We start from the raw sequence: 4,277 nt of genomic DNA, 5'->3' as shown, positions 1-4,277 counted from the left end.
CACCAGACAAGTAGCAAGTGTAGGCTCTCCCATAGACTTGGGCTATCGTCAGGTTGCCGGCGCGCGCGCCGCGACGTGCACCGGATCAGGGGCGGCGCGCGGGTGACAGGCGCGTGCTCGAGCCGAGTTTGACCCAGCGCCCGAGCGCCTGCCGGCCGGCGACCCCGCAGCCCGATCCCGGCTGGCGCTGCTGCCGTCATCGTGCCCGATTGCCTGCTGGCCGCGGGCGAGGTGCGGGGAGCGGCGGCACAAGCGGCGGCTCGCGCCGCCGCCCGGCCGGTTGCTCTTAGGCTTGCTTCGCGGCGCCGAACCGGCCGAAGCGTGCCACGAGGTAGAGCACGCTTCCGGCCGCGACCAAGATCAGCAGCATGCGCCATGACGCCAGGCTGTCTGCAGGGCGGCGTAGGCGCAGACGCCGATCGCGGCGATCACCGACAGCCAGATCAGGGGCTTGCCCCGCTCCTTGATCGGCAAGGAGGCGATGCTTGCCGAGTAGACGAGCATCCGCGCCAGCGTGCTGATCACGGCGAGCCAGACGAAGCTTCCGGTCAGCGCCAGCACCGTGACGAGCCCGCCCATGAACAGGATCGAATTCGCCGGCGTCGCATAGCGTTCGCTGACCCTGGCGAACCACGCGGGCAGCAGTCCGTCGCGTCCCAGCGCGTAGGTGGTGCGGGTTGTCCCCGTCATTCCGCCGCTGATATTGCCGAGCAGCGAGAAGATCGCCGCGGCGGTCAGCACCAATCCGCCGGCGGGGCCCATCACGGCGATCCCGAACGCGACCATCGGCGCATCGCCGCCGGCGCCCGGCTCCATCACGGCCACGAAGGAGAGCTGGACGAGGAAATAGAGCGCCGCGGTCGCGAAGATCGTCGCGATCAGCGCGCGCGGGATCGTCCGCTGCGAGTTGGTCGTCTCACCGGCGGGGACGACGCTGTTCTCGAAGCCGACGAAGGCATAGAGGATCAGCAAGGCTGCGGCCTCGAGCTCGGTGACCGGGGGCAGAGCGGTCGGCGCCGTGATCGCGCCGCCGGCCAAGACCAGGCCGAGAATGGCAAGCGCGATGAGCGGTGCCGCCTTGAGCAGCGTCAATGCGTCCAGCACCCGCACCGCGCGCTTAACCCCGACGATGTTGATCAAGGTGACCGCGGCGATCACCGCGACGATGGTCGCCGAGCGGATGGCCCCTTCGGCGAGCGGCGGCCACAGCGTGGCGAGATAGGTGATCAGCACGTTTGCGTTGGCGGCGAGCTCGGTCGACCTCGCCACATAATAGAGCCAGCCGGCCTAGAAGGACGCCGCCGGGCCGAAGGCGGCGGCGTAGACGGCCGGCCCGCCGGAGACGGGGTGGTGGGCGGCGACGCGCGCGAACGGCACAGCGACGACCAGCACGAGCAGGCCGAACAGGGGGAACAGCCAGGGGCTGAAATCGCCGAACTTGGCATAGAGCACCGCCGGCAGCGCGAAAATGCCTGCGCCGACGACACCGTTGAACGAGAGAAACGCCGATCCAAGGAAACCGATGTCGCGCTTCAGCGTCTTTTCGTCATCGTTCATGATCGGCTTCTTCTGGCTGGGGGCGGTGTTCATGGTCAATCGACGATGAAGAGCTTCGCGCCGGACGTGGTGGAGGACCGGTGCGATGCATCGCCGTGATCCGAGACGTGGTAATGCATGCCCTGGCTCAGGGCAAAGGAGCGCCCGTCGCGGAGCTCACTGACCAGCTCGCCTTCCAGCACGAGCAGCACGTGACCGCGATCGCACCAATGATCGGCGATGTAGCCTGGCGAATATTCCACCATCCGAATCCGCAGGTCGCCGACCTCGATGGTTCTCCAGATCGCCACGCCGGCGTCGCCGGGGTGGGTCGTGGCGGGCACCGCGCTCCAGTCGGTCAGGGTGAACGGAACCGGCGGGATTTTCATCGGCTCACGATTCCCAGCGGCGCCGGGCGTCGATCCTCCAATGGTCCAGCGCTCCGTCCTCATCGGCGACGATGAAAGTATCGTAGAGGTTGATCGTCGGATCGCAATGTCCCGGTTGCAGCCAAACCAGGGCACCGCTCTTCGGCGCGTCGATCGGCCAGGGGATCGAGTCCGCCTCGTCGATCGCGTCGATCTCGGCCGACAGCGTCAGCCGGTCGGAGGCGGCTGCGAACAGGGCGGTGAAATCCGGGTGGATGATGGCGCCATGTTCGTCGCCCTGCGAGCGCCATTTGCTCTCGCCGGACGCGCCCGCGACCACCCGCGGCGGCGGGCCATCCACCGACACCGCTTTCAGCCCGGCGTCGGTGGTGACATGGGTCTTGTGGCGCGCTGAGACCACGCTGGCGCACAGGAACAGTGACGGCTCGAACGGCCAATCCTCGCCCTGCGGTGCGCCGCAGGCGGCATATTCCACATCCATGACCGCATAGGAGCCTGCCTGGAGCTCGTTGAATACGCCATTGGCGAAATCGTCGGCATAGGTCCCGGTGCCGCCGCCGGTGACGAGCCTCGGGGGTAGCCCAACGTCACTGAGCTCTTCGACCAGCGATCGCAGCCGGTGCGCGGCCGCGGCATTCCCGGCGCGACGACGCTGGCGATCGGGTTCGTGCTGGAGATGTCCAAGATAGGATTGAACGCCTTCGAAGCTCAGGTGGCTCGCCTGATCGACCAGTCTCGCCAAGGCGGTCGCCTGCTGAGGCGGGCAGCCGGCGCGGTGAAGTCCGAGATCGACGTCGATCAGCACGTGGAGCATTGCGCCGGCGGAGTGCGCGGCCCGCTGCAGGCGCTCGATCTGACCCTCGTCATCGGCGACGACCGACAGCCTCGTTCCGGCCGCCGCGAGCGCCGCCAGCCGTGCCGCACCCCAGGCTGGCACCGGCGCGGTGACGAGCAGGTCGCCGATGCCGGCGGCGGCAAAGCATTCCGCTTCGCCGACCGTCTGGCAGCACAGCCCGACCGCGCCCAGCTCGACCTGCAGCAATCCGATCGTCGAGCATTTGTGCATCTTGCCGTGCGGGCGCAGCCGGACGCCGGCTTCGTCGCACAGCGCCTGCATGATCTGTAAGTTGCTGAGCAGGCTGTCGCGACGGAGCACCAGCGCCGGGGTCATCGGCGGGCTGATCGCCGCCAGGAACGAACCAAGGCTCGTTGCGCGCGCGTCGCGGGAAGGGGTGTCCGGCACCGTTCAGCCCCAGCAGAGGTCCGTGGCCGGCGTCAAGCGGCCATCCTGCAGCGACACGCCGCCCGGCCGGTCTTCCTTCAGCCAGAGCGGACCATCGAGATCGGCATAATCGGCGCGGGCGGCGATATGCATGGCGGGGGCGATCGACAGCGAAGTGCTGACCATACAGCCGACCATGACGCCGAAGCCGCGCGCGCGCGCCGCTTCGAGCAGTTCGAGGCCGCCGGTGAGGCCCCCGGTCTTGTCGAGCTTGATGTTGACCATGCCATATCGCCGCCTGAGGATGTCTAGGTCCTTGGCGGTGTGGCACGACTCGTCCGCGCAGATCGGGACCAGCGGTTCGAATCCTTCGAGGCCGAAATCGTCTTCGCAGGGCAGAGGCTGCTCGACAAATTCGACGCGAAGCTCCTGCAGGATCGGTTGCATCCTGGTCAGCAGATCGAGATCCCAGCTCTCGTTCGGATCGACGATCAGCGCAGCGCCCGGTGCCGCCCTTCGCACCGCGCCGATGCAGGCCTCCGGCTCCTCGGCGTTCACCTTGACCTTGATCAGCGCCGCTTCGCGAATGGCGGCGGCGGCGGCGGCCATTCTATCCGGCGTGTCGAGGCTGACGGTGAGCGCGGTCAAGACCGGCGGGACCGTCTTTCCGAGCATCTGCTCGACCGATCGCCCGGAGAGCTTCGCCTCCAGATCCCAGAGCGCGCAATCGATCGCGTTCATCGCGGGGCCGGGCGGCAGCAGGCCCGGCAGATCACCCCGCGCACCCTTTGCGAGCGCCTCCCTGACCTCGTCGATCTGGCGGGAGACGCTCTCCGCACTGTCGCCATAGCGTGGGTAGGGAACGCATTCGCCCCGGCCGACCTGCCCGCCCACATGGAGTTCGACCGTCACCACTTCGGCAACCGTCTTGATGCCGCGCGATATCCGGAACGGCGCCGCGAGCGGCCAATGCTCTATGCGCGTTTCAACGTCGCGCATTCGTCTGTCTCCGGCGCGAACGCGCGCATCAGATTGTCTGCGATCCGATCGACTCCCATGACGATCGGATCCTGGCAGGGAAGGCCGAGCGCGTCCTCCACTTCGGCGCAGGCGCGCTCGGCTTCCGCCCT

At 67.9% G+C, this 4,277-nt stretch carries 4 protein-coding genes and 1 pseudogene; all 5 read right to left on the bottom strand.

Annotated features, from left to right (window positions below; translation table 11 throughout):
* Nucleotides 1-360: 360 nt before the first annotated feature.
* Nucleotides 361-1,275, bottom strand: a pseudogene (locus tag JWN21_RS04900) (APC family permease); the annotation flags it as partial.
* A gap of 12 nt (nt 1,276-1,287) precedes the next feature.
* Nucleotides 1,288-1,590 (bottom strand): hypothetical protein, encoded by a 303-nt coding sequence (locus JWN21_RS04895; protein WP_299646838.1) that lies wholly within the window; start codon nt 1,588-1,590, stop codon nt 1,288-1,290.
* A gap of 2 nt (nt 1,591-1,592) precedes the next feature.
* Complete coding sequence (locus tag JWN21_RS04890) at nt 1,593-1,925, bottom strand: DHCW motif cupin fold protein (protein ID WP_299646836.1); 333 nt, start codon at nt 1,923-1,925, stop codon at nt 1,593-1,595.
* A gap of 4 nt (nt 1,926-1,929) precedes the next feature.
* On the bottom strand, nt 1,930-3,168 hold the full coding sequence (locus tag JWN21_RS04885) for an alanine racemase (RefSeq protein WP_299646834.1): 1,239 nt from the start codon (nt 3,166-3,168) through the stop codon (nt 1,930-1,932).
* Between the two features lie 3 nt (nt 3,169-3,171).
* On the bottom strand, nt 3,172-4,146 hold the full coding sequence (gene dgcA, locus JWN21_RS04880) for an N-acetyl-D-Glu racemase DgcA (RefSeq protein WP_299646832.1): 975 nt from the start codon (nt 4,144-4,146) through the stop codon (nt 3,172-3,174).
* Nucleotides 4,147-4,277 lie beyond the last annotated feature (131 nt).

This window comes from Sphingomonas bacterium (genome assembly GCF_028292945.1).
GTDB lineage: Bacteria > Pseudomonadota > Alphaproteobacteria > Sphingomonadales > Sphingomonadaceae > Sphingomonas.
This window is presented reverse-complemented; position numbering and strand designations above follow the sequence as displayed.

Bases quoted from the DNA above. Each gene is read 5' to 3' on its own strand.
- JWN21_RS04895 (WP_299646838.1), bottom strand. From the start codon at position 1,590: ATGAACACCGCCCCCAGCCAGAAGAAGCCGATCATGAACGATGACGAA.
- dgcA (WP_299646832.1), bottom strand. From the start codon at position 4,146: ATGCGCGACGTTGAAACGCGCATAGAGCATTGGCCGCTCGCGGCGCCG.
- JWN21_RS04890 (WP_299646836.1), bottom strand. From the start codon at position 1,925: ATGAAAATCCCGCCGGTTCCGTTCACCCTGACCGACTGGAGCGCGGTG.